This window comes from Amycolatopsis sp. NPDC051102 (genome assembly GCF_040682815.1).
In the GTDB taxonomy this organism is placed as follows: domain Bacteria; phylum Actinomycetota; class Actinomycetes; order Mycobacteriales; family Pseudonocardiaceae; genus Amycolatopsis.
In genome coordinates this window covers 23,290-48,735 of the sequence record NZ_JBFBBT010000030.1, presented here as the reverse complement: position 1 = coordinate 48,735, position 25,446 = coordinate 23,290, and the positions used below count along the sequence as shown (strand labels likewise).

General features: G+C 73.4%; 19 protein-coding genes and 1 pseudogene. 15 read left to right on the top strand and 5 right to left on the bottom strand.

The window, feature by feature from the left end:
- Positions 1-9 precede the first annotated feature (9 nt).
- Together AB0M93_RS44180 and AB0M93_RS44175 are read right to left on the bottom strand one after the other, a co-directional pair.
- A complete protein-coding gene (locus AB0M93_RS44180) occupies positions 10-1,119 on the bottom strand; it encodes a substrate-binding domain-containing protein (protein ID WP_364286030.1) in 1,110 nt (369 codons plus the stop codon).
- Entirely contained in the window at positions 1,119-2,909 is a 1,791-nt protein-coding gene (locus AB0M93_RS44175) for a heparinase II/III family protein (protein ID WP_364286028.1), read from the bottom strand. The genes AB0M93_RS44180 and AB0M93_RS44175 overlap by 1 nt, the downstream gene beginning before the upstream one ends.
- Positions 2,910-3,016: 107 nt before the next feature.
- Between AB0M93_RS44175 and AB0M93_RS44170 the strand changes: the two genes are divergently transcribed.
- From AB0M93_RS44170 to AB0M93_RS44150, 5 genes are read left to right on the top strand one after another with little or no spacing between them, the layout of a single operon-like run.
- On the top strand, positions 3,017-4,333 hold the full coding sequence (locus AB0M93_RS44170; protein ID WP_364286026.1) for a sugar ABC transporter substrate-binding protein: 1,317 nt from the start codon (positions 3,017-3,019) through the stop codon (positions 4,331-4,333).
- Positions 4,333-5,265: a sugar ABC transporter permease gene (locus tag AB0M93_RS44165; protein ID WP_364286024.1), complete on the top strand. Its 933-nt coding sequence runs from the start codon at positions 4,333-4,335 to the stop codon at positions 5,263-5,265. The genes AB0M93_RS44170 and AB0M93_RS44165 overlap by 1 nt, the downstream gene beginning before the upstream one ends.
- 41 nt (positions 5,266-5,306) lie before the next feature.
- A complete protein-coding gene (locus tag AB0M93_RS44160; RefSeq protein ID WP_364250799.1) occupies positions 5,307-6,116 on the top strand; it encodes a carbohydrate ABC transporter permease in 810 nt (269 codons plus the stop codon).
- Positions 6,113-7,126: a hydroxyacid dehydrogenase gene (locus AB0M93_RS44155; RefSeq protein ID WP_364286022.1), complete on the top strand. Its 1,014-nt coding sequence runs from the start codon at positions 6,113-6,115 to the stop codon at positions 7,124-7,126. Before AB0M93_RS44160 ends, AB0M93_RS44155 begins: the two co-directional genes overlap by 4 nt.
- Positions 7,123-9,045, top strand: coding sequence for a DUF2264 domain-containing protein (locus tag AB0M93_RS44150; RefSeq protein ID WP_364286020.1), 1,923 nt, complete (start codon positions 7,123-7,125; stop codon positions 9,043-9,045). The genes AB0M93_RS44155 and AB0M93_RS44150 overlap by 4 nt, the downstream gene beginning before the upstream one ends.
- A 92-nt stretch (positions 9,046-9,137) precedes the next feature.
- On the opposite strand, the pseudogene AB0M93_RS44145 reads toward AB0M93_RS44150, so the two are convergent.
- A pseudogene (locus AB0M93_RS44145) lies at positions 9,138-9,773 on the bottom strand (ABC transporter permease); the annotation flags it as partial.
- Complete coding sequence (locus AB0M93_RS44140; protein ID WP_364286018.1) at positions 9,770-10,495, bottom strand: ABC transporter ATP-binding protein; 726 nt, start codon at positions 10,493-10,495, stop codon at positions 9,770-9,772. The pseudogene AB0M93_RS44145 and the gene AB0M93_RS44140, both read right to left, overlap by 4 nt.
- Before the next feature lie 246 nt (positions 10,496-10,741).
- Between AB0M93_RS44140 and AB0M93_RS44135 the strand changes: the two genes are divergently transcribed.
- From AB0M93_RS44135 to AB0M93_RS44090, 10 genes are all read left to right on the top strand, one after another.
- Positions 10,742-12,382, top strand: coding sequence for a beta-1,3-glucanase family protein (locus AB0M93_RS44135; RefSeq protein ID WP_364286016.1), 1,641 nt, complete (start codon positions 10,742-10,744; stop codon positions 12,380-12,382).
- Between the two features lie 96 nt (positions 12,383-12,478).
- Positions 12,479-13,123 (top strand): hypothetical protein, encoded by a 645-nt coding sequence (locus AB0M93_RS44130; RefSeq protein WP_364286014.1) that lies wholly within the window; start codon positions 12,479-12,481, stop codon positions 13,121-13,123.
- Positions 13,123-13,815, top strand: a complete 693-nt coding sequence (locus AB0M93_RS44125) for a response regulator transcription factor (protein ID WP_364286105.1) — start codon at positions 13,123-13,125, stop codon at positions 13,813-13,815. Before AB0M93_RS44130 ends, AB0M93_RS44125 begins: the two co-directional genes overlap by 1 nt.
- A complete protein-coding gene (locus AB0M93_RS44120) occupies positions 13,812-15,191 on the top strand; it encodes an ATP-binding protein (protein WP_364286012.1) in 1,380 nt (459 codons plus the stop codon). Before AB0M93_RS44125 ends, AB0M93_RS44120 begins: the two co-directional genes overlap by 4 nt.
- 47 nt (positions 15,192-15,238) lie before the next feature.
- The gene (locus AB0M93_RS44115; protein ID WP_364286010.1) at positions 15,239-16,624 is read left to right on the top strand and encodes a ferric reductase-like transmembrane domain-containing protein; all 1,386 of its coding nucleotides are present in this window, start codon (positions 15,239-15,241) and stop codon (positions 16,622-16,624) included.
- 13 nt (positions 16,625-16,637) lie between these two features.
- Positions 16,638-17,066, top strand: a complete 429-nt coding sequence (locus AB0M93_RS44110) for an FMN-binding protein (RefSeq protein WP_364286008.1) — start codon at positions 16,638-16,640, stop codon at positions 17,064-17,066.
- 60 nt (positions 17,067-17,126) lie between these two features.
- The gene (locus AB0M93_RS44105; RefSeq protein WP_364286006.1) at positions 17,127-17,633 is read left to right on the top strand and encodes a DUF2231 domain-containing protein; all 507 of its coding nucleotides are present in this window, start codon (positions 17,127-17,129) and stop codon (positions 17,631-17,633) included.
- Positions 17,634-17,765: 132 nt separating this feature from the next.
- Positions 17,766-19,364: a phospholipase D-like domain-containing protein gene (locus tag AB0M93_RS44100; protein WP_364286004.1), complete on the top strand. Its 1,599-nt coding sequence runs from the start codon at positions 17,766-17,768 to the stop codon at positions 19,362-19,364.
- A 15-nt stretch (positions 19,365-19,379) separates the two neighbouring features.
- Positions 19,380-20,033, top strand: a complete 654-nt coding sequence (locus tag AB0M93_RS44095) for a DUF2278 family protein (RefSeq protein ID WP_364286002.1) — start codon at positions 19,380-19,382, stop codon at positions 20,031-20,033.
- Between the two features lie 125 nt (positions 20,034-20,158).
- Complete coding sequence (locus tag AB0M93_RS44090) at positions 20,159-21,322, top strand: hypothetical protein (protein WP_364286001.1); 1,164 nt, start codon at positions 20,159-20,161, stop codon at positions 21,320-21,322.
- On the opposite strand, the gene AB0M93_RS44085 is transcribed toward AB0M93_RS44090, so the two are convergent.
- Positions 21,313-25,446, bottom strand: a complete 4,134-nt coding sequence (locus AB0M93_RS44085; RefSeq protein ID WP_364286000.1) for an amino acid adenylation domain-containing protein — start codon at positions 25,444-25,446, stop codon at positions 21,313-21,315. The two genes, AB0M93_RS44090 and AB0M93_RS44085, sit on opposite strands and share 10 nt — an antisense overlap.

Genomic DNA, 25,446 nt, shown 5'->3' with positions numbered 1-25,446 from the left:
GAGCGGACTTCACCCCGGCGCCGACTCCGGGTCGCCGCCGCAGGACTCGCGCACCACGAGCGTCGGCCACAGCTGCAGCCGGTGGACCGGCCGTCCGGTCGTGTCGGCGAGGCGGGCCAGCGCCAGCTCCGCGGCCACCGCGCCGAGCCGGTGCTTCTGCGGGCACACCGCCGTCAGCGGCGGATCCGAGGCCGCCGCCACCTCGTCGTCGTAGGTGACCACCGCCAGTTCGCCGGGCACCGCGACGCCGCCGTCGCGGGCCCGCTCGATCAGGCCGATGGCCTCGCGGTCGGAGTGCACGAGCAGGGCGGCGACGCCGGCCCGGCGGCAGCGGTCCAGCAGCGCGTCGTACTCCCCCGCCCAGCCCGGCGAGCCGTAGACCGGCACGTCCAGATCGAGCGCCGTGGCCGCGTCCAGGCCGAGGGATTCGACCGTCTCGCGCCAACCGGTGCGCAGCGCGCGGCTGGTCGGGCTGGACCGGGACGTCACCAGCCCGACGCCGCGGTGGCCCAGCGAGACCAGGTGCCGCACGGCCAGGCCCGCGCCCAGCGCGTGCGCGGTCGTGGCGGCGTCCAGCGCGAGGGTGGGCAGCTCCGGCGGCGGCAGGCGTTCGACGAGGACCACCGGGACGCTGAGCGAACCCAGCCACCGCAGCAGGTCCAGCGCACCGCGCCCGCTGGTGGCCGGCGCGACCAGCAGCGTCTGCACGCCGCGTTCGAGCAGCTTGGTGACCTGACGGCGGTCCTCCGCCGCGTCGTAGCTGGACGCCCGCAGCACGAGCCGCCCGCCCGCCGCGGCCACCGTGGACTGGGCGCCCTGGACCACCGCCGGCCAGTAGTACTCCACCGACGGCGTGACCATACCGACCAGCGCGCCCGGCACGACCGGGCCGAACACCGAGGCGGTGACGCGCCCGGGCTCGGGCGGGCCACCGCGGGGGCGGGTCAGCGTGACCCCGCCGTGCACCCGCGTCAGCAGCCCGCGGTCGGCCAGCTCCGTGACGTCCCGGCGCACGGTGACCGCGGTGACGCCAAGGCGCTCGACCAGCTCGGTCAGCCGGACCGCGCCGTGTTCGCGCACCAGCGAAAGGATCAGCTGGTGCCGTTCCGAAGCGAGCATCACCGGACCCGCTCCAGCCGGACCCGCGCCGGGCCCTCGCGCACGAGCAGGGTGAGCCGGCTGAGGTGCTCGCCCCAGGCGGCCCGCAGCAGCGGGTCGGTCAGCTCCCGCCGCTCGAGTTCCGCGTCGGTGCCGCGCGGATCCCAGCTCAGCCGCAGCACCCGCCGGCCCGCCAGGCCCACGAACGCCTCGCCGTCGCCCAGCTCGACGTCGCCGGCGAGGACGTGCCGCAGCCGGACCGGCCGGACGGACTCGTCGTCTTCGACGAGGACGTGGGCGCGGGGTCCGCGGACCAGCCGCACCGACCGGAGCCAGCGCACGACACCGGGGTAGGCGCCACCGAGGTCCGCCGACAGCGCGGACTCGGCCGCCGTGAGCTCGACCCGGACCTCCCGCGCCCCGAAAGCTTCCCCCGGTTCCTGCGTGGCGCCCGGATCGGGCACGTTGTGCCACTCGCTGCGCAGCGCCCAGGCCCGGTACCGGTCCGGGCCGAAGCTGGCGGCGGTGTAGGTCGGCTGGCCGGCGTCCACCACGACCGGCACGCCCTCGACCGCCACCCAGTACGACCCGACGTCGAGGTGGTTGTGCCGCTCGCCGTTGTGCCCGGCCTTGACCGCCACGGTCAGCCCGCGCGCGGTGCCCGCCGTCTCGCGCGCGACGAGCACCTGCACCCGCGGCAGCCACTGCTCGCGGGCCAGCCAGGGTTCGCCCGGTTCCGCCGCGGCCACCGCCGCACGCCAGCCCGGGTCGGCCAAGCCCGCCAGAGCGCGGCCCAGCCCCGCCGACGGCCACACGAGCCGGCCGCCCGCGCAGGCCCGGGCGGCCGCGAACGCGCACACGGCGGAGTCGCCGAGCCGCTCGCCCCACCGGTGCAGGACGTGCCACGGCTGGGCCGGCGACAGGCGGGCCGGGGCGTCTCCGGCGTTGACGTACGCGTCGCCGCCCAGGTGCATCCGGTGCGGGAAGCGGATCAGTTCCGTGAGCACGGACAAGTCCCGCATCTCCTCGCCGCAGCCGGCCAGCAGGTCGAGGCACTCCAGCAGCCGGCAGGCGCCGTGCCACCAGTAGGCGACGCCCTCGTCGATGCCACCGTCGTCGGGCAGCACGGCGATGTAGTGCCCGAGACCTTCGACGACCAGCCGGACCAGCCGCCGTCGCCGCTCTTCGCCGGCCACGAGCAGGAGCGCGGCGGTGAGGACCGCGCTGTGGATCCACGGGTTCCAGTTGTGCGCGTCGCCGTCCGAGCCGAGCCAGTGCCAATCGCGGATCCGCTCGAACGGCCCCAGGACGCGGAGCTCGACCTCCCGCCGCAGACGTTTGCGCAGCCCGGGCGCCCGGGCGTCGAGGTGCGGGCCGAGGGCGTGATCGGCCCAGGCGAACAGCGACGCGACCTCGGCCGCGCCCAGGTCGAGGAACGGGTCGTCGGGGTCGGCCAGCACTTCGCCGCGCCCGGCCGCGTGCCGGTCGTGCGGTGCCCAGCACCAGGTGGTCGCCTCGGCGAGGGCGACCAGCCCGTCGATCGCGCCGTCCAGGAACGGCACCTCGGCCGGTGGGGCCTCGCCGGTCAGCACCGCGGCCAGCACCAGCGTGGTCACGCGCTCGCGCAGTTCGCGGGCGGGGTCTTCGTAGTCGGTCCGGACCCCGTCGCGGAACGTCCGGGCCCACGCCGTGGCCGTCAGCACGGGCGTCGGCCGGGCGAGCAGCGCGCGGGCGTCGGCGAGCACGTCGGCGCCTTCGGCCGCGTCCCAGACCGCCCGGTCACGGACGTCGGGAAAGCCGAAGAGCTCCATGCCCGATCCCTTTGGTTCTGATCGTTTTTGATCGTTTATGACGCAAATTGTTGACTCGCACTATGGCACACCCGGACAGTGACAGCCATCACTTCGACGGAGGAGCAATGACGCTTCGGCGATCGGCGGGCCTGACCCGCCGGACCTTCCTGTCCGCCACCACCGGGCTGGCGGCCGCCGGTCTCCTCGGCGGCTGCGCGTCGTCGACGACCACGGCCTCCGGCGCGACCCGCGTGCGCATCTGGTCCTGGCTCACCGGCATGGACAAGTACGTCGCCGGGTTCAACGCGGCGCACCCGGACGTTTCGGTGGAGCTCAACGTGATCGCGTCCGGGCTCAAGGGCGGTTACGCCCAGCAGACCAACGCCCTGCGCGCGCACAACGCCCCGGACATCCTGCACACCGAGTACCAGGGCCTGCCGCAGCTGCTGACCACGGGCGGCCTGCGCGACCTCACCGCGGACGTGGCCGACCTCGAACGCGGCTACTCCCCCGCCGCCTGGCAGGGCGTGCGGCCCGGCGGGCGCACCTGGGCGGTGCCGATGGACCTCGCCCCGATGGTGTTCTACTACCGCAAGGACCTCTTCGACCGGCACGGCATCGCGGTCCCGCGCACGTGGGCGGAGTTCCGCGCCGCCGCGCAGGCGGTGCGGACGGCCGACCCGGCCGCGCGGGTGACGACGTTCCCGCTCAACGACGGCTCGTTCTTCGCCGGGATGTGCTGGCAGGCGGGCGATCCCTGGTGGCGGGTCGACGGCGGCGCGTGGCGGGTGAACATCGACGGCGCCGGCACCCTGCGCACCGCGGACTACTGGCAGGGCATGATCGGCGACGGCCTCGTCGCCACCGCCCCGACCGGCGACCAGGACTGGATCGGCGCGATGCACACCGGCCGGCTGTGGGGCCTGCTCGGCGCGTCGTGGAGCGTCGGCACGCTCGTCAAGTCCATCCCGAAGGACACCGGCCGGTGGGCGGTGACCACCATGCCGACCTGGGACGGCGTGCCGGCCACCGGCGTGCAGGGCGGCAGCGCGTTCGCCGTCTCCGCCGAAAGCAAGGTGCCCGAGGCCGCCGTGAAGTTCCTGCGCTGGCTGAGCACCGACCCGGCGGTGGCGAAGATCGGCACCACGTTCACCACGCCGTTCCCCGGCTACCTGCCGAGCCGGGACGTCGCCCGGCGGGCGTACAAGGGCGGCTACTTCCTCGGCGCCCCGGTGTACGACGTGCTCGACGAAGCGGCCCGGCGCGTCCCGGACTGGACGTGGGGCCCCGACGCCCTGCGCATGTTCTCGACCGTCGTCGACCACCTGGGCGGGGTGAAGACCGGCGGCACGACCCTGGCCACCGCCGTCCGGCAGACGCAGGCCGACGCCGTCGCCGAGCTGCGCGGGCGGGGATTGACCGTGCTGGAAGGGAAAGCCTGATGACCGTCCTCACCCCCGAGCGCGCCGCGAGCGTACCGGCGCCGGCGAGCACCGGTGTCCCGGCGCCGGGTCGCCGCGGCCGCGGCCGCGCCGGACTCGTGCTGGCGGCACCGTTCGCGATCCTGCTGACCGCGACCGTGCTCGTCCCGATCGGGTACGCCCTCTACCTGAGCCTGTTCACCGATCGCCTGTCCGGCCTGGGTTTCTCCGGCCCGCGGCAGGCGTTCGTCGCGCTCGGCAACTACGTCGGCGTCCTCACCGACAGCGCGTTCCACGCCAGTCTCGTGAACGTGGCGCTGTTCGTCGTGGTCCACATCCCGATCATGCTGGGCCTGGCGCTCGTCCTGGCCCTGCTGATCGACTCCGCCGTCGTGCGGCTCAAGCGCGTGTGGTCGCTGGCCGTCTTCCTGCCCTACGCGGTCCCGACGGTGATCACCGGGCTCGTCTGGGCTTACCTCTACAGCCCGAACTCGGGACTGACCGCGCTGCTGCCGTTCGACCCGCTGGGCAAGACCGGCATCCTGCCGTCGATCGTGAACATCGCGACCTGGCAGTGGGTCGGCTACAACATGATCATCTTCTACACCGCGCTGCAGGCCGTCCCGCGTGACGTCCTGGAAGCCGCACGCGCCGACGGCGCCGGGGGCATCCGGACGGCGTGGTCGGTCAAGGTCCCGATGATCCGGCCGACGATGTTCGTCGCCCTCGTGTTCACCGTCATCGGCTCCCTGCAGCTGTTCACCGAACCCCTGGTGCTGCGCGGGTTCACCGGATCGGTGACGAGCACCTGGTCCCCGAGCCTCTACGTCTACGAAGCCGCTTTCATCGCCGGCGACTACGGCCGGGCCGCCGCCGCGTCCGTGCTGCTGGCCCTGGTGTCCGCCCTGCTCTCGGCGCTGGTCATGCGCCTGTCCAACCGGAGGTCCCGGTGACCCTCTCCCCTGCAGGCTCGCGGTGGACGTCACGCACGGTCGTGCACGTCCTGCTGGTGCTGGCCGCGCTCTACGCGGTCCTGCCGCTGGTCTGGCTGGTCACCTCGGCCACCAAGTCCGTCGGCGACTTCTCCACGACCGGCGCGTTCGAGCTCGGGCAGTGGAACCTCGGCACCAACCTCGGCGCCCTGTTCACCCAGGAGAACGGCGTCTTCCTGGCCTGGATCCGCAATTCGCTGCTCTACGCCGGCCTCGGCGCGGTGCTCGGCTCGCTGATCTGCGCGGGGTGCGGATACGCCATCGCGAAGCTCGACTTCCCGGGGCGGCGCGCGCTGTTCGCGGTCACGCTGGCCGGCGTCCTGGTGCCGACCACCGCCTTGGCCCTGCCGCTGTACCTGCTGGCGTCCCAGCTGCACGTGGTCGGGACGTTCTGGGCGGTGTTCGTCCCCTTGCTCACCAACCCCTTCGGCGTGTACCTCGCCCGGGTCTACGCCGAAGCCGCGGTGCCCGGCGAGGTCCTCGAAGCCGCGCGGACCGACGGCGCCGGCGAGCTGCGGACGTTCTTCACCATCGCGCTGCCGATGATGCGGCCGGGCCTGGTGACCATCTTCCTGTTCCAGTTCGTCGGGATCTGGAACAACTTCTTCCTGCCGCTGGTGATGCTCACCGACCCGCAGCTGTTCCCGATGAGCCTCGGGCTGTACCAGTGGAGCACCCGGGTGACGCAGTTCCCGCAGTACAACCCGCTCGTCATCACCGGCTCGCTGCTGGCGGTGCTGCCGCTGGTGGTCGCGTTCGTGCTGCTGCACCGGCAATGGCGGTCCGGGCTGGCGGCGGGCAGCGTCAAATGACGCGCCGCCCCGAGACGCTGCTGGTGCTGGGCCGGGACACGATGCACCTGCAGTTCGGTGACGCCGAACTGGCGCGGCTGCGGGCCGCGGCCCGGCTCGGTGATCCACTGTGGACCGGCGAGCTCGCCTCGGCCGCGGTGCGGGCCCGGCTGGCGGAGGTGGAGGTGCTGATCACGTCGTGGGGCTGTCCCCCGCTCGACGACGAGGTGCTGCGGGCCGCGCCGAACCTGCGGGCGGTGCTGCACGCCGCCGGCAGCGTCCGCGACCACGTCGGCGCGGCGGTGTTCGACCGCGGCCTGCTGGTCACCACGGCGGCCGGCGCCAACGCCGAACCGGTCGCCCAGTACACCCTGGGCGCGATCCTGTGGGCGTTCAAGAAGGTGCCGTTCCTGGCCGCCGACGCCCGGAAGTTCCGCGAGGACTGGAGTTACCGCGACGAGCGCGGCGAGCTGTCCGGCCGCGACCGCACGGTCGTGCTGGTCGGCTTTTCGCGCGTCGGACGGCGGGTCGCCGCCCTGCTGCGGCTGCTGGACCTGGCCCGGGTGCTCGTCGTCGACCCGGTGGCCGACCCGGCGGAGATCCGGGCGGCCGGCGCCGAGCCGGCGACGCTGGCGGAAGCGCTGCCCCAGGCGGACGTGCTGAGCCTGCACGCACCATCGCTGCCGGAAACCCGGCACATGATCGGCGCCGCGGAGCTGGCCGCGCTGCCGCCGGGCGCGGTCTTGGTCAACACCGCACGGGGGGCGCTGGTGGACACCGCGGCCCTCGAACACGCCTGCGCCGCCGACGGCCTGCACGCCGTCCTCGACGTCACCGAGCCCGAGCCGCTGCCCGCGGCGTCACCGCTGTACGACCTGCCCAACGTGGTCCTGACGCCGCACGTGGCGGGCTCGCTGGGCGCGGAGACGCGGCGGATGACCGCCGAGGCGCTCGGGGAGCTCGAGCGCTACGCCGCCGGCCTGCCACCGCGGGCCCCGGTGACCCGCCACTCCCTGGCCGTGCAGGCATGACCGCCCTCGAGGACCGGCGGCTTTCGCCCTACACCGGGTGGACGCGCGGGCACTGGACCGCCCTGGCCGACCGGATGCTCGCCGCGGTGGCCCCGTACCGCTCCCCCGGCGGCGCCCGGGTCGACCTGCCCGGGCCGGCCAGCCGCAACGGCCGGGTTTCCGACGGGCTGGAAGGGTTCGCCCGGACGTTCCTCGTCGCCGGGTTCCGCGTGGCCGGCGAACGCGGGGCGGATCCCGGCGGGCTGCTCGAGCCGTACGCGCGCGGGCTGGCCGCGGGGACCGATCCGGCGTCGCCCGAGGCGTGGCCGCGGCCCGACGAGCTCGGTCAGTCCAAAGTGGAGGCCGCGTCGATCGCGCTGGTGCTCCAGCTGACCCGGCCGTGGCTGTGGGACCGGCTCGACGACCGCGTCCGCGAACGGGTCGTCGGCTGGCTGGCGACCGTCGTCGGGCAGCCCTACCCGCCGATCAACTGGGTGTGGTTCCGGATCGTCGTGGAGTCGTTCCTTCGCGAGGCGGGCGGCCCGTGGTCGGCGGCGGACGTCGAAGAGGACCTCGCCGTGCACGCCTCGCTGCGGCGGCCCGGCGGCTGGCTCAGCGACGGCGACGAGCGCGCCTACGACCACTACACGGGCTGGGCGCTGCACCTGTACCCGCTGCTGTGGACGCACCTGTTCGACGTCACCGGCAGCCTCTGCCCCGGCTCGCTGCGGCACCAGTGGGCCGCCGACCTCCGCGAGTACCTCGACGACGCCGTGCGGCTGGTGGGTGCCGACGGCTCGCCGCTGCTGCAGGGCCGCAGCCTGGTCTACCGCTTCGCCGCCGCCGCGCCGTTCTGGGTCGGCGCGCTCACCGGGACCTCCCGGCTGGCCCCGGGCCTGACCCGGCGGGTGGCCGGCGGGATGGTGCGGCACTTCGCGGACCGCGGCGCGTTCGAACCGGACGGCGTGTTGTCGCTCGGCTGGCACCGGGCCTGGCCGGCCATGCGCCAGGCGTACTCCGGGCCCGGCTCGCCGTACTGGGCGGCCAAGGGCCTGCTCGGGCTCGCCCTGCCGGCGGACCATCCCGTGTGGACGGACGTCGAAGAGCCGCTGCCGATCGAGACCGGCGACGTCGCCCGCGTGATCGCCGCACCCGGCTGGCTGGTCTCGGGACGGCGGCGCGACGGGATCGCCCTGGTCGTCAACCACGGCACGGACCACGCCCGCCCCGGCGACCCGCGGTCGGACTCACCGCTGTACGCCCGGCTCGGCTATTCGACGGCCACGGTGCCGCCGCTCGGGTCCGTACCCGACAACACGGTCGCCGTGCTCGACGCGGACGGCCGGGCGAGTCACCGGGCGGGCTTCTCGACGTGCTACACGGCCGAGCTGCCGGGCGGGGTGCTGGCGGCGGCGTCCCGGGGCCGCGTCCGCTGGGTCGACACCACCGGTGACGACAGCCCGGACCACGGCTCGGGCCGCAGCGGCCCGGTGGTGCCGGGGCCGGTGCTGACCGTCGTTTCCGTGGTGCGCCAGGGGATCGAGATCCGGCTCGCGCGGCTGGGTGCCGCCGGCGCCGAAGTCCGGGCGGTGCGGCTGAGCGGGTGGCCGGTGGCGGGCGCGCAGCCGCTCGTGACCCGGACCGGCGCCGCCGCCACGGCCGAAACCCCGGACCTGCGGTCCGCGGTGCGGAACCTGCGCGGCTTCGCCACGGCGGACGTGGCGGCCGAAGCCGGCACGTCACCGCTGGGTGCGGTGACGGCGATCCCGTTCGTCACCACCGACGGTCCCCCGGCGCCCGGCGAGGTGCTCGCCGCCGTGGTCGTCCTGGACCGCGGCGGGCCCGGCGCCCCCGATCCGGCCCTGACCGTCGCCGGGGACCGCGTCACCCTGACGTGGTCCGACGGCCTCACCACCGAAGTCGCCGTACCCGCCCCGTGACGCTCACGGCGTGCGCCGGCGCAGGGTGGCAGGAGCGCCAGGACCGCGCAGCCGGCGACGATGCCGACGTTGCGGATCAGCGTGCCGTCGACCTCGGCCGAGCGCGTCACCTGGGTGAGGGCGTCCACGGCGTAGGACAGCGGCAGGACGTCGGACACCGCACCGAGCACCCAGCCCATGTCGCCGCGCGGGACGAACAGGCCGCACAGCAGGAACTGCGGCAGCACGAACACCGGCAGGAACTGGATGGCCTGGAACTCGGTGCGGGCGAACGCGCTGACGAACAGCCCCAGCGCCGTCCCGAGCAGCGCGTCCAAAACCACGATGAGCAGCAGCGCCCAGACCGAGCCGGCGATGTCGAGACCGAGCCAGGTCAGGGAGATCCCGGCCGCGACGACCACCTGCAGGACCGCCAATAGGCCGAACGCGAGCGCGTATCCGAGCAGCAGGTCGAGCTTGCCGATCGGCAGGGTCATCAGGCGCTCCAGCGTCCCGGTCGTGCGCTCGCGCAGCGTGGTGACCGAGGTGAGCAGGAACATGATCGTGAACGGGAAGATGCCCAGCAGCGCCGGCGCGATGCCGCTGAACCGCTGTTCGGAGTTCAGGACGTACCGCAGCAGGATCATCAGCAGGCTCGGCACGCCGACGAGGAGCGCGACCGTGCGCGGGTCGTGCCGCAGCTGGGTGAGGATCCGGCGGGTGGTGGCCAGGGTGATCGCCGCGCTCATCGCGTCGCCCCTTCCCGGCCCTTGATCAGCCGCAGGAACGCCTGCTCCAGGTCGGCGGCGCCGGTCCGGGCCCGCAGCTCGTCCGGCGTGCCCCGGGCGAGGAGCTTGCCCTGGTGCAGCAGCAGGAGATCGTCGCAGCGCGCGGCTTCGTCCATGACGTGGCTGGAGATCAGCAGCGTCACCCCGGCGGCGGCCAGGGTGTGGAACAGCTTCCACAACTCGTCGCGCAGCTCGGGGTCGGAGCCGACCGTCGGCTCGTCCAGCACCAGCAGCTCGGGCGTGCCCAGCAGGGCGACGGCGAGGTTGGCCCGGCCGCGCTGACCGCCGGAGAGCCGGCCGACCAGGGTGCGCGCGGACCCGGTGAGGCCGGTCTGCGCGAGCACGCGGTCCACATCGGACTGACCCGTGCCGAGCACCGCGGCGAAGTAACGCAGGGCCTCGGCGACGGTCAGGTCGGCGTAGATCGCGGGGTCCTGGGTCGCGTAGCCGATCCGCCGCCGCAGCTGCGGGCTGCCCGCGGCGCGGCCGAGCACGCTGACCTGACCGCCCCTGACGACCTGCACGCCGACGATCGAGCGCATCAGCGTGCTCTTCCCGCAGCCGTTCGGCCCGAGCAGGCCGGTGACGGTGCCCCGCCGGACGGTGAAGCCGATGTCACGCAGGACGTCCTGGCCGCCGCGGCGGACGCGCAGGCCGGTCACCCCGATCGCCGGTTCGTCCATGACCCGCTCCTTCCGGCCCCCGACGACCTCATGGTGCGCGCCCGGGCGACCGCAGGCAAGAGCGTCGCCCTGTCAGTCCACAAAGGACTGACACCGGACCACCGGGCGGATTGGTCCAGGCAACGAAAGGGCAGGTTCGTGGTCCGTTAGTCCCCAACCCGGCCCGCCGGGAGTTGACCCCGCCGGAACCCGTACCTACCGTCCGGCGGACACGGTGGGAATCCCGCCCTTTCCCCAGGAGGTGCCATGCTGTCGAGGCGTACCTTCGTCACCGCGGGCCTGGCGGTCGCCGCCGGCACGCCGCTGTGGTCCGCACTGGCCGCGCCGGCCGCCCGCGCCGCCGCTGCCCTGCCGTTGACGCTGAAGAACAATTCCGGCAGCGGCACCGTCTACGCCTACATCAGCGGCGCGGACACTTCGGGCCGTCCCGGGTTCGTCACCGCCGACGGCCGGTTCCAGGCGCTGCCCAACCCGTCTTCGCCGGTGACGCCGATCCCGGACTACGCCATCCCGCTGGGCGGCTCGGGCTCGCAGCTCACCGTGACGCTGACCGACTACCTCATCGGCGGCCGGGTGTGGTTCTCGGTGGACAAGAAGATCCAGTTCTTCGTCAACCCCGGGCCCGGCCTGGTGCAGCCCGGCTTCACCAGCTCGGACCCGAACTGGCAGACGAACTGGACGTTCTGCGAGTTCACCTACAACAGCGCGAACCTCTACGCGAACATCAGCTACGTCGACATGGTGGCGCTGCCGGTGTCGATGGCCACCACGGGCGCGGCGGGCGCGCAGTCGGTCAGCCCGCTGCCGGACGGCGCCCTCGGCAGCATCGCCGACGGGCTGCGCGCGCAGCACAACGCCGACGGCGCACCGTGGGACCGGCTGGTCGTCACCGACTCCGCCGGCAAGGTGGTGCGGGTGCTCGCACCGGGCCACTCCCCGGTCGACTTCGGCGGCTACTGGACGAACTACCTCAACGCCGTCTGGGACCACTACCGTTCGACGCCGCTGACGATCAACGGGCAGGGCGGCATCGGCTCCTACACGGGCACGGTCAGCGGCGACGCGATCGTGTTCGCCGGCCTGAACACCAACGGGGTGCCGTTCACCAAGCCGAGCGCGGCCGACATCTTCGGCTGCGCGAGCGGGCCGCTGTACAACTCCGGCAGCGACGCCCGGGGCGCGGTCGCCGCCCGCCTGGCCGCCGCGCTGAACCGCAGCAGCCTCCTGGTCGCCGGCGGCAACAACCAGCCCGACGGCGTCCCACCCTCGCAGTACTACCGGGACGCGACGACCAACCACTACGCGCGCCTGGTGCACCAGTACGCGTCGATCGGGTACGCGTTCCCGTACGACGACGTGGGCCCGACGGGCGCCCAGCCGGTGGACGGCCACCTCCAGGACCCGGCCCCGACGTCCTGGACGGTCTCGCTGGGACCGGGCGCGGGCGGCGGCACGACCCCGCCGGGTTCCGGCAACCGGAGCGCGTACTCGACGATCCAGGCGGAGGCGTACAACGCCCAGAGCGGCACCCAGAACGAGTCGTGCAGCGACACGGGCGGCGGAGTGGACGTCGGCTGGCTCGCGAACGGCGACTGGCTGAAGTACGCGGGCGTCGACTTCGGCTCGAGCTCACCGAACCAGTTCGTCGCCCGCCTGGCCTCCGGCGCGGCGGCCGGGGTGAGCGGCGCGATCAAGGCCCGCCTGGACGGCGTGTCAGGCCCGGTGATCGCCGAGATCGACTTCGCGAACAACGGCGGCTGGCAGCAGTGGCAGACGGTGCCGGCCAACATCGTGGGCGCGGCCACCGGCGTGCACGACGTCTACCTGACGTTCTCGGGGAGCTCGGCGGACTTCGTCAACATCAACTGGTTCACCTTCACCCGCTAGCGACGTAACGGCCGCCGCCGGCCGCGCCACCCGCGCGGCCGGCGGCGGCGCCAGTTACTTCAAGACTCACTGCCATCACCTCGTAGTCTTTCCGCCATGACATGGTGGGCTGCGGTCTTGGGCTTTGTCGGTGCACTGGCAGGCAGCTGGGGCGGGCAACTGATTGCCTCACGTCGCGAAGACCGGCGCTGGGACCGAGAACGTGATCGCGAGGAAGTTCGGTGGCAGCGTGAGCGAAGCCGCCTCGACGACCAGCGGAGGCACGAGTTCCAGCTCGATTGGCGTGAGCGCAAGCTGGCCGAGTTCGGGGATTTCCTCGGCGGCCTCGACCAAGCTTTGTCAGCAGCGATGCACGCCCACCGAACGGAGCTGGAGAAGGTTGGGCTCGCTTATGTCCGAGGACCGAAAGAACCTGCGCGCGACGAGATCGTGGAGGGTCTGAGAGCTGCAAGCGCCAGAATGTCTGCCGCCTTGGCGGTCATTCAGGTAATAGCAGATTCCGCTGTCGTCAAATTATGCAAGACGCTCTCCGTGGAAGTCTTCAGCCTTTCACTGATGATTTTCTACTGGGACGGTGACGACACTGCCGACGTTCAGGAACGCATCGGAAAGGACTCCGGGAAGCGCGGCGAACTGCTTGCCGAGATGCGCGCCGGTCTCGGAGTCGATGCGGACGTGTCGCCGGCGCCCGCGGGCCCCGGCCACGCCACCCGCGCGGCCGGTGGCGGCGCGCGGGCATGATGGCGGCCATGCCGCACCGTGTCCTGCTCGCCGACGACGACCGTGCCATCCGGGAGTCGCTCGTCCGGGCCCTCGACCTCGAGGGCTACCGGGTCACCGAGGTGGCCGACGGGGTCAGCGCGCTCGCCACCGCCCGGCGGGACGAGTTCGACGTGCTGATCCTCGACGTCATGATGCCCGGCGTCGACGGTCTCGGCGTCTGCCGCGTCCTGCGCGCCGAAGGTGATCCCACGCCTATCCTCATGCTCACCGCGCGTGTCGAGACCCCCGACCGGGTGGCCGGGCTCGACGCCGGGGCCGACGACTACCTGCCCAAGCCGTTCGAGCTGGACGAGCTGCTCGCGCGGCTGCGGGCGCTGCTGCGGCGGACCTCGTCCGAGCCGGAGGCGCGGCGGACCGTGCGGCTGGGCGAGCTCGCCGTCGACCCGGCCGCGCGGCGGGTGTGGTGGCAGGGCACCGAGATCACCCTCTCGAAAACCGAGTTCGACCTGCTGGAACTGCTCGTCCGCAACGCCGGGATCGTGCTCGACCGGGCCACCATCTACCAGCGGATCTGGGGCTACGAGTTCGGCGCGGACTCCAAGAACCTCGCCGTCTACATCGGCTACCTGCGGCGCAAGCTGGAGCAGGCCGGGGCCACCGAGCTGATCCACACCGTCCGCGGCGTCGGCTACTCGGTGCGGCCGTCGTGAACCTGCGCAGCAAGCTCGCCATCGCCTTCGCCGGGGTCGGCGCGGCGGTCGCGATCCTCGTCGGGGTCTTCAGCTACCAGGCCGCCTCCCAGCGCATCGACGCCGAACTCGACCGGTCGCTGCTCACGACGTCGGCGGAAATCGCCGCCGGGGCGACGCAGGTCCTGGCGCCGAGCCCGGTCACCCGCGGCCCCGATGACGACGACCACGACGAGGCCCAGCCCATGGCGGCGCAGGCGATCGCCCCGGACGGGACCGTCCGCCCGCTCGGCGGCCGCCGGGTGCGCCTCCCGGCTGGGGACCCCGACCGGGCGCTGGCCGCGACCGGCGCCCTCGGCGACCACCGCTACGCGGACTTCACCGCCGGCCGCGACGACTACCGGGTCATCACCGTGGCCCTCGGGCCCGGCCGCGGCGCCATCGAGCTCGGCATCGACGTCGACGAATCCCGGCACGTCCTGAAGGGACTGGCCGCCCGGATCACCGGCGTCAGCGCCCTGGTCCTGGCCGTCGCGGCCCTGGCGGGCTGGCTGCTGGCCCGGCAGATCACCCGGCGGCTGGTCCGGCTCACCGACGTCACCGAGCAGGTCAGCGACGGCCGCCTCGACGACGTCGCCGTGCCCACCGGCGGCCGCGACGAGGTCGGCAGGCTCGCGACGTCGTTCGACCGGATGCTCGGCCGGCTCGCCGACGCCCGCGCCGACCAGGAACGGCTCGTCCAGGACGCCGCCCACGAGCTGCGGACGCCGCTGACCAGCCTCCGCACCAACGCCAGCGTGCTGCGCCGGTTCGGTGAGCTCAGCCCGGACTCCCGGACCCGGCTGCTCGACGACGTCGACGGCGAGACCCGCGAGCTCACCCACCTGGTCGACGAGCTCGTCGAGCTCGCCACCCGCCGCTACGAGGCCGAAGAGCCGGCGCCGGTGGAGCTGGGCGAGATCGCCGGCCGCGCCGCCGAGCGCGTCCGGCGGCGGTCGGGGCGCGCCATCAGCGTCGAGGCCGACGCGTCCGCGGTGACCGGCCAGGCGAAGGCCCTGGAACGCGCGGTCGCGAACCTGCTGGAAAACGCCGTGAAGTTCGCCCCCGAGGGCCCGATCGAGGCCGTCGTGCGCGACAGCCGCGTCGAGGTGCTCGACCGCGGCCCCGGCATCGGCGACGACGACGCGGCCCGGGTGTTCGACCGCTTCCACCGCGCCGACGGCGCCCGCGGGCTGCCGGGCTCCGGCCTCGGCCTGGCCATCGTGCGGGAGATCGCGCTGGCTCACGGCGGCACCGTGTTCGCCGAGCCGCGCCCCGGCGGCGGCGCGGTGGTCGGGTTCACCGTCGGCGCCGAGCTGCTCTTACCGAACTCTCACCCTGATCACGTCGACGGCTAACCGGGCTCGGGAAGGGTGGATCCCGTAACGATCACCCGAGGAGCCCGATGTCCGCCACCACGCTCGCCACCCGCCGCATCGCGCGGCCTGCCGTCCGCGCGTGGTGGCGCGACGCCGCCGGGCTGGTGAGCTGGGCGAGCGTGCTCTTCGTGGTCGCGCTCTGGGTGTCCGGCCGCGGCCTGCAGGACCTCACCACTGATTTCTTCACCTCCACCGGCCGGCTGACCGGGCTGCTGTCCGCCGACCTCCTGCTGCTCCAGCTGCTGCTGATGGCGCGCATCCCGTGGGTCGAGCGCAGCTACGGCCAGGACGAGCTGGCGCGCCGCCACCGGCTCGCCGGGTTCACCTCGATCACGCTGCTGGCCGCGCACCTCGTGCTCGTCACCCTCGGTTACGCGGCGGCCGACCGCTCCGGCGTCCTGGCCGAGGCGTGGGTGCTGGTGACGACCTACCCCGGCATGCTCCTGGCGGCCGCCGGCACCGCCGCGCTGGGCATGGTCGCCGTGACGTCGGTGCGCGCGGCCCGGCGGCGGCTGCGCTACGAGTCCTGGCACCTGCTGCACCTCTACGCCTACCTCGGCGCCGGGCTCGCGCTGCCGCACCAGCTGTGGACCGGCGCCGACTTCACCGCTTCCCCGGTCGCGACCGCGTTCTGGTGGGCCGCGTACGCCGCGGCGGCGGGCGCCGTGCTCGTGTTCCGCGTGGGACGGCCGGTGTGGCTCAACGTGCGGCACCGGCTGGTCGTCGAGCGGGTCGTGCCCGAAGGCCGCGGCGTGGTCTCGGTGTACCTGCGCGGGCGCGAACTCGACCGGCTCCCCACTGCCGCGGGCCAATTCTGCGTCTGGCGGTTCTCCACCGGGCCCGGCTGGACGCGCGGCAAGCCGTTCTCCCTTTCGGCCGCCCCGGACGGGCACCGGCTGCGGATCACCGCCAAGGACCTCGGCCCGGGCAGCCGCCGCCTCGCCACCCTGCAGCCGGGCACGCGGGCGTTCTTCGAGGGCCCCTACGGCCGGCTGACCGCGGTCGTCCGGAAAGGACGGAAGATCGCCCTGTTCGCCTCCGGCATCGGGATCACGCCGTTGCGCGCGCTGCTGGAAGAACTGCCCTACCAGCCCGGGGAAGCCGTGCTGTTCCACCGCGCGGGCCGCCCGGCGGACCTGCTGTTCCGCCACGAGCTCGAAGACCTCGCGGCCCGCCGCGGCATCCGGGTCCACCACCTGCTCGGCCGGCGCTCCCGCGACCGCCTGTCCTGGCTGCCCGCCGGCTACGCCCCGGTCCCCGACGAGCAGGTGCTGCGCCACCTCGTGCCCGACATCGCCGACCACGACGTCTACGTCTGCGGCCCCGACGCCTGGACCGGCGCCGTGCTCGACAGCGCCCGCCGCGCCGGCGTCCCCGCCCGCCGCGTCCACCACGAGCGGTTCGCCTGGTAGGAAAGGACTTCCGATGCGCAGGATCGCCATCGCCGTCGCGGCGACCGTGTCCGTCGTCGTGCTGCTGTTCAGCTACCGCACGAGCACGGATTCCACCCCCGCCGTCACCGGCCGGACCCAGCCGTCCCGCACCACGAGCCCCGCCGCGACCGCCGGCGGCGGCAGCGACGGGACGTTCACCGGCGACGCCGCGGACACCCGCTACGGCCCGGTCCAGGTCCGGATCACCGTCTCCGGCGGCCGCATCACCGCGGCGGACGCCATCGAATACCCGCAGGAAAGCGGCCGTGACGTCCGGATCAACACCGCGGCCGTGCCGGCACTGAACCAGGAGACGCTGCAGGCCCAGAGCGCGCAGATCGACACCGTCAGCGGCGCCACCTACACCTCCGAGGGCTACCAGCAGTCCCTGCAGTCGGCGATCGACCAGGCCCACCGGTGACCACCGCGGCCCGCGTCTCCTGAAACCCCCGAAGACCCGTCACCCTCCACAAAGGACACCATGACCACCGTCAACGGCCTGCCCGCCCACATCCTCCTCGTGCACGCCATCGTCGTGCTGCTGCCGCTGTCCGCGCTGCTCCTGGTGCTCAGCGCCGTGTGGCCGGCCGCGCGCGGGAAGCTCGCCGGGCCCAACGCGATCCTGGCCGTGCTCGTCGTGCTCCTCGTCCCGATCACCACCGACGCCGGCGAGTGGCTCGAACGGCGGGTCGCGCGGACGCCGCTGGTGCGCACCCACACCGAACTCGGCGACACGGCGATCTGGGTGGCGCTCCCGGTGGCCGTGCTGGCGCTGCTGGTGTGGTGGCGCACGCGGGAGACCCGGCAGGGCGCGGCGAAACGCACCTTCCTCGCCCCGGCTTCGGCGGCGGTCACGGTGGTGCTCGCGGTGCTGTCCGTCGCGGCCGCCGGCGCGGCCGTCTTCGACGTCTACCGCATCGGCGACTCCGGCGCCCAGGCCACCTGGCAGGGCCAGGTCGACACCGCGCAGGCACCCGGCGAGCACTGACCCCGTAACGGCCGTCGCGTCCCGCGCGACCCATCAGTGCCGGGGTGGATCCGCTGCCGAACGGACGGCCGGCGGGGTGGAGGCACGACCATGCGGAGCCGCAGTACTGCCGATTCGTTGCAAGTCCACGCCGTGGCCGGGTCCGCCGTGGTGCTGTTCGGGATCGACCTGCCGAAGCGCGCCACCAAGGGCCTGCTCGGCTTCGCCATCGAACGCACCGACCCGGCCAAAAAGGAACGCTACTGGCTCCGCGGCATGAAGGTGTTCGAGGAAACTTCACACGGAATTCCCCCGGGCACCTCGGTCAGCCTGCGCGAGCACCCGCTGCAATCCTTCCAGTGGGGCGACTACACCGCCGAGCCGGACCACGAATACGTGTACCGGGTGGTCGCGCTCTACGGGAAACCCAAGAACCTCGAGGAGCGCCGCGAGGTCACGGTGACCGTCCGCACCGAACCCGTCGACACCGGGACGCACGCGATCCACTTCAACCGCGGGGTCGCCGCCAGCCAGGCGTACGCGCAGCGGTTCGGGCGGCCGCCGCGGCCCGGCGACCGCTCGGACCCCGCCTACACCTGGCTCTCCCGCGGCCTCGAAGAAGCCCTCGTGAAGTTCGTCGCGTCGGCCGCCGGGCCCGGGTTCGCGCTGCGCGGCTCGGTGTACGAGTTCAACTACCCGCGCGTCCTGGACGCCCTGAAGGCCGCCGCGGACCGCGGAGCCGACGTCAAGATCATCTACGACCGGCGGGGAAAGGCGAGCACGGATCCGAAGCGGGCCAAAGTGTGGCAGCAGTCGGAGCCGGCCATCGCCGCCGCCGGGCTCGGCGCGTGCATGATCCCGCGCGAGAACGGCAGCGCCATCTCGCACAACAAGTTCCTCGTGCTGCTGCACGACGGCGAACCGCAGGCCGTCTGGACCGGCTCGACCAACATCACCTGGGGCGGCCTGTTCGGCCAGTCCAACGTCGGACACCTCGTCCGCGACCCCGCGCTCGCCGCCGAGTACCTCGCCTACTGGACGCGCCTGTCCACCGACCCGGGCTACGACGAGATCCGGCCCGCCGACACCACCGCCACGCCGACCCCGGCCACGCCGCCGCCGGCCGGGATCTCGCCGGTGGTCAGCCCGCGGACCACCCTCGACCTGATCGACTGGTACGCCGGCCAAGCCGGGCGCGCGCGGAAGTCGTTCTTCATGACCGCGGCGTTCGGGGTGCACGACAAGATCGCCGAAGCGATCTCCGGCGAGTCCGACGTGCTGCGGTACCTCGTCCTCGAAGAACCGCCCGACAGCGGCGACGTGGAGTTCACCCGGGACCACGACGTCAAGGTCGCCGTCGGATCGCTGCTGAGCACGGACATCCTCGACCGCTGGACCAAGGAACAGCTGACCGGCCTGAACTTCCACGTCCGCTACACCCACACGAAGTTCATGCTCGCCGATCCGCTCGGCGACGACCCCCTGGTGATCACCGGCTCGGGCAACTTCAGCGACGCCTCGGTGCACGACAACGACGAGAACATGCTCGTGATCCAGGGCGACACCCGGGTCGCGGACATCTACCTCGGCGAGTTCATGCGGCTGTTCAACCACTTCTACTTCCGGTACCTGCAGCAGAAGTTCCGCGACGACCCGGCGAACGTCGGCTACCTCGTGCCCGGCGACAGCTGGGCCGCCCGCTACTACGAGCGCGCGACCCCCAGTTACCGACAGCGGCTGCTGTTCCGCTGACCCGAGGAGGAACCGATGCCGCTGCCCGCCTACGGCGTCCTGATCGGCACGCTGGTCTCGTTCACCCGGGAGGACCCGGACGACTTCGGGTCCTGGTACCACGGGAAGATGACCGTGCGGGCGCCGCAGGGCCAGTACGAGTGCGCGGTCGACGTGTCGACACCGAGCGGTGTTCCCGTGCAGTACCGCGAAGTGCGCAAGCTCGACGCGGACCTGTTCTCGGCGGTCTCCGGCCTCGGCCCCGGCTGGCATCCCCTGCCCTGCACCGCGAATTCCGGCGCGCTCGACTACCTGCGGTCGCCGTTGCTGCGCGGCCGCGGCTGCCTGACGCTGATCGCGAGTCCCCTGGCGGCGGCGGTCAACACGATCCTCCGCTCGCCGCGGTTCGGCTGGGTCGAGAGCACCGCGGACAACGCGCTGAACCTGCTGGAGCAGCGGCTGACGGGCAGCCGGCGGGTGTCCGTGTTCGGCGCGCCCTACAGCCACGGACTCGGCGTGCACGACATCCACTACAACCAGGGCGACCCGCCCGGGCAGTTCCAGCACCTCGACGGCACCTGGCAGGACGGCGGCACGATCATCGAGTCGGCGACCGGTGAGCTCACGGCGTTCCTGACGAAGTTCAAGACCCAGGTCCTGGAGACCGACGACAACGGCCTCCCGGCCTGAGCGGGCCGGTGGATCCTCTTAGGACCGTCTCGGCGACCCGACGCGGCCCGCCGCCCTGCGGGCGCCCCCGGGGCCGCTAACATCGCCCTGATCACGGCGGTGGCCGTGCCGATCGGAAGGCCGGGATGACGGGCGAACGCGAGGTCGAAGCCGCCGAGCAGTGGTTCCGGCGGCGGGGGCTGCCCGCCGTCGTGCGGGGCCGCCCGGCCCGGCTGGCGGTCCGCACCACCCCGGCGGTCGTGTTCATCGCGGTCTGGCAGGTGCTGACCGCGGTGCTGTCCGCAGTGGACGGTCAAACGGACGCGGACTTCGACCGCCTGATGGAGAGCGACGTCTTCGCGCTGGGATACGGCAGCTTGCTCGTGGGCCTGGTCGTGTTGCCGGGCCTGAGTTCCTGGCTCACCGCGCGGTGGGTGCGGCGCAAGCTGGTCGACCGCGGCGGGGCCACGCCGGCGGCGGTGCTGGCGGCCGGGTTCGTGCTCGTCGTGCCCGTCCTCGACCGGCTCGTCGACGGCGGCTCGCTGCCGCTCGGCCTGGTGACGCAGCTGGCGATCCTGGCCGGGCTGTTCGCGGCGGCGTTCGCCGGTGCCGGCTCGATCGTCGGCTGGGCGCTGCGGGCCGCCTTCCGCCAGACGCAGCTGCTGGGCGAGCTGACCAGCCGGGCGCTGCCCCTGCTCCTGCTGTTCACCGTGTTCGGCTTCTTCACGACCGAGATCTGGCAGGTCGGCGCGGCCCTGCCGCGGCAGCGGATGTGGCTGGTCGTGGCGCTGTTCGCCGCGGTCGCGGTGGTGTTCCTGCTGGCGATGCTGAAGGACGAAGTCGCCCGCCTGACGCAGTCGCGCACGGTCCCGGTCGGCCTCGACAAGCTGCGCGACACCCCGCTGGCGGCGTTCACGGCGGACGGCGAGCGGGTCCCGCTGACGAAGCTGGAGCGGGCGAACATGGTCCTCGTCCTGGTGCTGACCCAGGTGCTGCAGACCCTCGTGCTGGCCACGCTGGTGTTCGTGCTCTTCGTGGTCTTCGGGATCAGCGCGGTGCAGCACTCGGTGATCAAGGCGTGGATCGGCCGCGACCCGGCGAGCGGCACGCTGTTCGGCATCCAGCTGCCGATCCCGCAGGAGCTGCTGCAGGTGTCGCTGTTCATCGCAGCGTTCTCGGGCCTGTACTTCGCGGCGTCGACGGTGACGGACGCGAAGTACCGCAGCGCGTTTTTCGAACCGCTGGCCGACCACCTGGCGGTGAGCCTCGTGGCCCGGGACCGCTACCTGGCGCGGCTCGCTCAGGCATGACTGTGCGCCCCTCCGCCGTGGGGCAGCGGCCTGGCCGCCGGCTGCTCGCCCGGCACCGTGAACGTGCGCTCGAACTGCAGGAACGGCTGCGTCGGCGGGGCCGGCGCCACCTGCGGCCGGCCGGCCCGGAACGGGTACGTCCGCAGCTCCGGGTTCGTCCGCGGTGACGGCGCCTTTTGCTCCTTCGTCGGCACGCCCGCGTAGCGCAGCCGCGGCAGCAGGTGCTCCTGCTTCATGATCACGCTGTGCGGGGCCACATAGGCGTACTCGCCGATTTCCGCGCCGTACAACGGAACCGTGCCGTGGGACAGGGTCGAATGCGCACCGACGTACACGTGGTCGATCTTGAGCACGCGGTCCTCGAACGTGTGGGCCTGGAACATCGCGCTGACCGTCGCCCCGTCGCCGAAGTGCAGCATGTCCGGGTCGACGACCTGCGCGAACCCCTCGCCGAGGACCACGCGCTTGCCGATATCCATGCCCGTGCGGCGAAGGTACAGCGGCAGCATCAGCGTGCCCTCCAACGCCGAGAGCACGCCGCTCGCGATGACACCCCAGGCGACGTAGAGGAAGTCCCAGCGGCTGCACCAGCACGACCACAGCGGGTGCACGCCCGGCTTGACCCGGCCGAGCAGCCCCCACTTCAGGGCGAGGACGACCAGGCACGGCAGGATCGCGGTCAGCACCGCCACCACCGCCGCTCCGGGGAAGAGGAACGCCGCGAGCGGCAGCACCTGCGCCGCGTAGGCGGTCAGCACGAACCACGCCGTCAGCACCGCGAGCGGCACGATCGGCAGCGCGAACCGCAGCCACTCCCAGAACACCCGGGTGACCACCCGGGCGAACGACGGGTCGTGGGTCAGGCTGCGGTCGGTCTCGACGATTTCCCGGCGGGGCAACAGGATCGGCGCGTGGCCGAACCACGACGTGCCGGGCCGCATGATCCGGTCGTCGGCGACGGTGCAGACGCCGATCAGGATGTCCGGTGGCAGCCGCTGGCCGCCCGCGACGACCGCGTGGTTGCCGAGGAACGTGTCGTGCCCGAGGCGCACCCGGGCCAGCGTGACCGTGCCCTGCTGGATGCGGGGGCCGCCCAGGTAGATGCCGTCGGCGAAGAACGTGTCCGGCCCGATCTCGACCAGCTCCGGGACGACGTCGATGATCGTGCTGATCTCGCAGCCGCGTCCCACCGCCATCCCGGCCCAGCGCAGCCACACCGGCCAGAACAGCCCGCCCGAGAGCCAGTTCCCCGCCGTGGTGACCAGCCCGGTCTTGAGCGCCACCCGGATGTAGGCGAGGCTCCACCGGCTGATCACGCCTTCGCGGACCTGGCCGAGCAGCCGCGCGCTCACCGCCTCCAGCCACACGCCGGCCAGCAGCGAAAGGCAGGCCGAGAGGGCGAACACGGCCATGAACTGCCCGTGCGCCCACGGCCGCGTGAACGCCGCGAGCACGTCCGGGTAGGTGATGCCGAAGGCCAGCACCAGCGCGACCGTGACGGCCGAGAACGGCAGGGCGAACAGCCAGCCGAACGCGGCGCGGGCGGCGACGGTCGCCAGGCCGTGGGCGAACGGCGAAAGCAGGCTGCCCGAGACGACCGGGACCGGCGCCCGGGGCGCGGGCCCGGCGTCGTGCGCGGGGACGCCGTCCCAGCGGCGGCCGTCGGGCACGGCGGTCCCGGACGGCAGCGACGACAGCGCGGTGAGCCAGGCGCCCCGGCCGAGCCGGGTGTTCGGGGACATGCCCGCGCGGACGTCCACCGTGGCGCCGCCGGCCACGGTGATCCGGCCGATCGTGAGGTGCCCTTCGGCCAGCTGGACCGTGCCCAGCGAGGCGTCCTGGCCGATGGTGGCGTCGTCGCCGATGTCGAGCAGGTCCCAGCCGCCCTGCACGACGTCGACGCCGCGGTGGATGTGCACGCGCTTGCCGATGCGGGCGCCGAGCGCGCGCAGGGCCATGTTCTGGAACTCGGTCCCGGCGATGGTGCCCCACGGCACGAACCGCAGCAGGTGCCGCACGATCCACAGCCGCAGGTGGAACCCGCTCCACACGGGCGCCCGCATCGGTTCGAACCGGCCGATGAGCAGCCGTTTCGCGCGGACGGCGAGGAACACCGCCACCGGCGTCCAGCCGAAGCCGAGGACCAGCAGCGCGACCGGGAGCAGGACGATCAGCGGGACCAGCCCGATCCGCTCGGAGAGCCAGGGCAGCACGACGAACGCGGCGAACCAGCCGATCGGCGCGGCGATCGCCAGCTCGGCCAGGAGCCAGGCGGCCTGCGCGAGCGTGATCGCGACGGCGCTGCGCGCGGGCGCCGCGACCGCGTCCAGCTCGTCGTGGGTCACCGGCGCGGCGAGCTTCGCGAGGCCGGACACCGTGCGGGCGCTGTAGACGTCGCGGACCGCGATGGCCTCGGTGAGCGGGTTGCCGCGCAGCTTCGAGATGAGCATCGCGGCCTGCAGCGAGCTGCCGCCCAGGTCGTCGAAGAAGTCGTCGTCGAACCCGACGCCGGTCGTCTCGAACACCTCGCCCAGCGCGCCGGCGATGAACTGCTCGAGCTCGTTGCCGCTGGTGGCGGTGGTCTCGGCCGCGTGCCGCCGGGCGGTGGCGAGCACGGGCAAGTCGGTGCGCCGCAGCTTGCCGCCGGCGCTGCGCGGCAGCGTCTCCGCCGCCCCGAAGACGGCGGGGATCATGTACGCGGGCAGGGCCTTGCGCAGGTGTTCCTTCAGCTCGGCCGGGTCCGGCACGCCGCCGGGCCGCTCCGGCACGAGGTGCGCGGCGATCACCTGGCCGGCGCCTTCGCCCTGGACCCGGCAGGCGGCCTCGCGCACGCCGGGGTGACGCGCGAGCGACGCCTCGATCGCCTCCAGCTCGATCCGGTAGCCGCGCAGCTTGACCTGGGAATCGATCCGGCCGTGGTAGAACAGCGAGCCGTCCGGCCCGGCGGACACGAGGTCGCCGGTCCGGTAGAGCCGGCCGAGCCGCGGGTGCCGCGGGAACTTCCCGGCGGTGAGCTCCGGCTTGCCGTGGTAGCCCAGCGCCAGCCCGGCGCCGGTCATGCACAGCTCGCCCTTCTCGCCGGGCGCGACCGGTTCGAGCCGGTCGTCCAGCACCAGGGCCCGCATGCCGGGCACCGGACGGCCGATCGCGACCGGCTTCCCCGGTTCGACGTCGGCGCGCAGGCACGTCACCGTGCATTCGGTCGGCCCGTAGCCGTTGACCATCCGGCGGCCGGGGGCCCAGCGCTCGGCGACGTCCGGGGGCAGCGCTTCCCCGCCGACGTAGAGCAGCCGCAGCTGCGGCAGTTCCCGCCGGGGGTCCGCGCAGGCGGCCGCGCGCAGCAACGTCGGCGGCGGGCAGAGCACGGTGATCCGCTCGTCGCGCAGCCAGGGCACGAGGTCGGGGCCGAGGCGCGCGGTCTCGTCGTCCATCACCACGGCGGTGGCCCCGCACGCCCACGCCATCCAGGCTTCCTCCACCGAGGAGTCGTAGGCGGGCGAGGAGCCCTGGGCCACCCGGTCGCCGGGCCCGAGGCCGAACTCGGCGACGTCGGAGCGGATCAGGTTCACCACGCCCTGGTGCCCGACGAGCACGCCCTTCGGCTTGCCGGTGGTCCCCGAGGTGTAGATGACGTAGGCCAGGCCGGCCGGCGCCGCCGGGGCGATGACCGGCTGCGCGGCGGGCTCGGCGGTGCCGTCGACGCGCTGCACCGCGCCGGTGTACCCGGCCCGGACGGCCCGCTCGTGCCCGGCGCGGTCGGTGATCAGCAACGCGGGCGCGGCGTCGGTGAGGATGTGCCCGAGCTGTTCGTCCGGGAAGGACGGATCGAGGCAGACGTAGGCCGAGCCCGCCCGGAGCACGCCGAGCTGGGCGAGGTAGAGGTCTTCGGTGGTGCGGGACAACAGGATCGCGACGATCCCCGGGCGCCGGACGGCCCGGTGCACCGCGCGCGCCACGATCGCGGACCGGCGGTGCATGTCGCGGTAGGTGGCGGTCCGCCGCGGCCGCCCGCCCGAAGGCGGCACGTCCACGGCGACCGCGTCCGGCCACCGCCGGGCCGACTCCTCGAAGAAGCGGTGGAGCAGGGCGGGGCGGGCGTCGTGCGGCTGGGGCGCTTGGCTCAC

Excerpts from the sequence above, each read along its gene's own strand:
- AB0M93_RS44115 (WP_364286010.1), top strand. The coding sequence starts at position 15,239 with ATGTCCGCCACCACGCTCGCCACCCGCCGCATCGCGCGGCCTGCCGTC.
- AB0M93_RS44150 (WP_364286020.1), top strand. The coding sequence starts at position 7,123 with ATGACCGCCCTCGAGGACCGGCGGCTTTCGCCCTACACCGGGTGGACG.
- AB0M93_RS44130 (WP_364286014.1), top strand. The coding sequence starts at position 12,479 with ATGACATGGTGGGCTGCGGTCTTGGGCTTTGTCGGTGCACTGGCAGGC.
- AB0M93_RS44170 (WP_364286026.1), top strand. The coding sequence starts at position 3,017 with ATGACGCTTCGGCGATCGGCGGGCCTGACCCGCCGGACCTTCCTGTCC.
- AB0M93_RS44095 (WP_364286002.1), top strand. The coding sequence starts at position 19,380 with ATGCCGCTGCCCGCCTACGGCGTCCTGATCGGCACGCTGGTCTCGTTC.
- AB0M93_RS44155 (WP_364286022.1), top strand. The coding sequence starts at position 6,113 with ATGACGCGCCGCCCCGAGACGCTGCTGGTGCTGGGCCGGGACACGATG.
- AB0M93_RS44135 (WP_364286016.1), top strand. The coding sequence starts at position 10,742 with ATGCTGTCGAGGCGTACCTTCGTCACCGCGGGCCTGGCGGTCGCCGCC.
- AB0M93_RS44090 (WP_364286001.1), top strand. The coding sequence starts at position 20,159 with ATGACGGGCGAACGCGAGGTCGAAGCCGCCGAGCAGTGGTTCCGGCGG.
- AB0M93_RS44180 (WP_364286030.1), bottom strand. The coding sequence starts at position 1,119 with ATGCTCGCTTCGGAACGGCACCAGCTGATCCTTTCGCTGGTGCGCGAA.
- AB0M93_RS44165 (WP_364286024.1), top strand. The coding sequence starts at position 4,333 with ATGACCGTCCTCACCCCCGAGCGCGCCGCGAGCGTACCGGCGCCGGCG.
- AB0M93_RS44175 (WP_364286028.1), bottom strand. The coding sequence starts at position 2,909 with ATGGAGCTCTTCGGCTTTCCCGACGTCCGTGACCGGGCGGTCTGGGAC.
- AB0M93_RS44140 (WP_364286018.1), bottom strand. The coding sequence starts at position 10,495 with ATGGACGAACCGGCGATCGGGGTGACCGGCCTGCGCGTCCGCCGCGGC.
- AB0M93_RS44105 (WP_364286006.1), top strand. The coding sequence starts at position 17,127 with ATGACCACCGTCAACGGCCTGCCCGCCCACATCCTCCTCGTGCACGCC.
- AB0M93_RS44110 (WP_364286008.1), top strand. The coding sequence starts at position 16,638 with ATGCGCAGGATCGCCATCGCCGTCGCGGCGACCGTGTCCGTCGTCGTG.
- AB0M93_RS44125 (WP_364286105.1), top strand. The coding sequence starts at position 13,123 with ATGGCGGCCATGCCGCACCGTGTCCTGCTCGCCGACGACGACCGTGCC.